Genomic DNA, 3,241 nt, shown 5'->3' with positions numbered 1-3,241 from the left:
GTGATGATCAAGGAGGCATTCCCTACTTCAGTGCCGACGAATTGTAGTTCGTTAGTAGCTCCTGAAAGCATGACAAGGTTATCTTGTTCTACAATAGCTCCTCGATAGCTGATGTATCCGCTACCGCCATCAACGGCATATTTAAACTGGTAGCTACCTGCGGTGTTTGCATTAATACCTCGAATGGTGACCTCGAATGGCCGAGCGATGTTTACAAAACAATTGAGTGTCTCTGCAGGTGCAGAGACTTTAAAGGTGATCAGTAGATCATCAGTCACCTCCTTTGTACAGGCAATAGCCAATAACAAAAAGACAAAGCGGACTAGTTTGTTTTGTAAGATTTTCATCGTATTTAAGGATTAACGATCTATTTTCTTTTTCTTAGGAGATCCCTTACAAGGAACTGGATCAAAAGAACAATCTGGCTCACAAATTCCTCCTAAACAAGTTTCCCCTGGGTCGCAGACCACTCCATCGCAAGGATCAGGAGCAACATATTGTATGGTAATAGTTCCCGTATCCGTTCCTCCAAATCCATCTTCTACTGTATAGCTAAAAGAAGTTGAAGACCAAGACCCCCCATTTCCAACAAAACGAATAGAAGTTTGTGCAGGTCCAATACTAGTAGTCCCATTAGAACTAGACCCTACATTCGTAGCTATAATAGTATGATTGTCAGGATCGCTAGTGATAGCGGATATGGTGATTGTAATGCCTGCAGTTCGGCTATTTACTATTCTTGTTGTATTGTTTGCTGTTGGAGGCCTGTTAATAAAGACTGATACTACTGCGTTATTGGAAACATTATTATTTATATCAATTAGATTATAGGAGAATGTATCATTGCCAAATTGTCCAATGGTTGGTATATAATCTATTGCATCAGCTTGAATTGTAGCATTTCCTTTATTAGGGTTAGAAGAGATTTGATTGATACTGAAATCATCATTTTCTGGATCACTATCATTACCAACTACAAGAATTAGATTTTGACCAGAGTTCTGCTGAACAATTACATTACTGTCATCTACGGCTACAGGTGGTTGGTTAACAGCTATATAATCAATTCTAAAGGCTGCTGTTCTTGTCGGCTCGGTTTGACCCAGAGGGGTTGCGAATACACTTAAATTATGAAGATTTACAGATGTTCCCGTATAATTAAAATTAAAACTTGTTCCACCATTAACAGACGTATTAATTTGAGTGTCTCCAGCATTAAATATACCATCAGCTTGATCGCTATTAATAATCAGGTTATAAGTTGAAGTAAATGAAGTGTTTGTTGGGTCTATCCGAATGCTAAGATTGGTAACTTGTATACCTGCTGTTTCCGTAATAGTAGTTGTAGGATTTACCGTAATAGCAAAGTCAATAATATTTATTTGAATATTTTGCGGGTTTCCAGTAACTACCCCTCCTGATGCATTTCGGGCTTCTAGATTAAAATTGGCAACACCTGTTGAGTTGCCTGCTCTAAATTTCCATACTGTTAGATTAGAATTATTAACAGAAGTCCAAGTGTTAGCGCTAACAGGGTTGCCGGATTGATCAAGTATTTGTCCGCCTGCAAGATCTCCTGTAAATCGTACTTCATGAAGTCCACCCCCTACAGGGCCTGCGTGAGTAATGTCTAAATTAATATCAGTTTCATTGTTAAAGAATAAGAAATCATCTGCCGAATTAGCGCTAAAATTAAAAGGGAATGATGTTGAAGTATAATTGATATTTCTACTTTCATTTCTTGAAAGACCGTTAAAGGCAACTGGTACTACCGAGACTGAAATAGCATGATTAGCAGCCGTTGTTCCAGAATAGGAGATGCTTATTGGACTTCCTGGCGATTGATTGTTTACAGTCAATGTACCTGTGGCGCTGCTTCCGCCGGAACTGATTGTACCATCAGTTCCCTGGTCTGTCGTTATAGTGACATTGTATTCATTTCCAGCTTGTCCATTTACTTCACCAATAAATAAGGTAAAATCGACTGAATTCCCTACCGTTTCAATAATTGGATCAGTATCGGGTATTAAGTTAATTGTAAAAGTCTGTACTGCAACGTTAATAATACTACTTCCAATTTCTTCGCCAGTTCCATTTTTTACGTAAATTTCAAAACTCGCATCAAAAGCAGCAGTTCCTGTAAATGTCCAATTGGTAATATTATTGCCAACAGCGATATCTGTATCCACGTTAATGTTCGCGCCATTGGATAAATTAAAAGAACCAGTTGCATTTCTATATCCAGCGGTATAGGGACCATTTCCACCATTAATTTCATCGATGTCAATGGTGATATCAAATTCTTGATTGACATAACTGGCGGTTAGAGCCGGAGTGATAGTAGCAGTAGCAGAACCTGCTGGATTTACAGTAATTTCTTGACTTACAGTATTATTGGAAATACATCCATTGGCATCTTGAATAGATAGGGTAACTGTAAAAGGTGAACCTACATTGTTGCTATATTCATGTGAAGTTATAGAATTTGTAGTCTGTACGATGGGAGAGCCATCCCCAAAATCCCAATTATAGGTAATCGCACTACTCGCTGTTGAAGCAGACGCATCGAAATTGACGGTCTCTCCTTCCGTAATAGTTAATTGATCTGGTGTAAAAGAAGCGACAGGGGTTGCATTCACTACTACGGTTCTGGTAACATTACTTGCGCCTGTAGCTGAATATGTCAAGATATATGTTTCTGGGATATTAGTGTCAAAAGGATTTGGATCTGAACTTGTGGTGACAGGAATTGCATTTCCATTGCCATCTTCTGCAAATACAGTATCATTAAAAATGTCTCCTTGGCAGATAGTTACAGCTGCGGGTAGACTTCCTAAACCTATAAATGGTTCTAATGCTGGATCGACAGTTACAGTAGTTGTAGCCATGCTTTCACAACCATTACTATCCGTTATGATTAAACTCACTGTATAAGGAGTAGGGTTATCTGTATCATAAGTAAATGATGGGTTTTCTTCATTAGAAGTATTACTTCCAAAACCAAAATCCCATAAATATGAAGCGACTGCAGTGCCATTTTGTAGATTTAAGTTTGAAATATTAAACTGAACACTTAAAGGGGCGTTTCCAGTATTTGGTGATGCAGTTATGTTAAATGTTGGATTTTGATTAACAGTTACATTTCTAGATTTAGTTTCAGCATCTGTTAGGGTGTAGGTGAATGTATAGCTTCCTGGATTTGGATTGTTTGGATCTCCAAAGGAGTTAGGATCAATACTGA

General features: G+C 38.2%; 2 protein-coding genes. Both read right to left on the bottom strand.

The features are described 5' to 3' along the window. Window positions 1–347: hypothetical protein (locus tag ABN763_RS18945; RefSeq protein ID WP_410487073.1), on the bottom strand; the 347-nt coding region annotated here is incomplete at its 3' end. Between the two features lie 12 nt (window positions 348–359). Next, window positions 360–3,241 (bottom strand): beta strand repeat-containing protein (locus tag ABN763_RS18940; protein ID WP_410487072.1); only part of this gene is annotated, 2,882 nt, incomplete at its 5' end.

It is taken from the genome of Spongiivirga sp. MCCC 1A20706, from assembly GCF_046524175.1.
Taxonomy (GTDB): Bacteria; Bacteroidota; Bacteroidia; order Flavobacteriales; family Flavobacteriaceae; genus Spongiivirga.
This window is presented reverse-complemented; position numbering and strand designations above follow the sequence as displayed.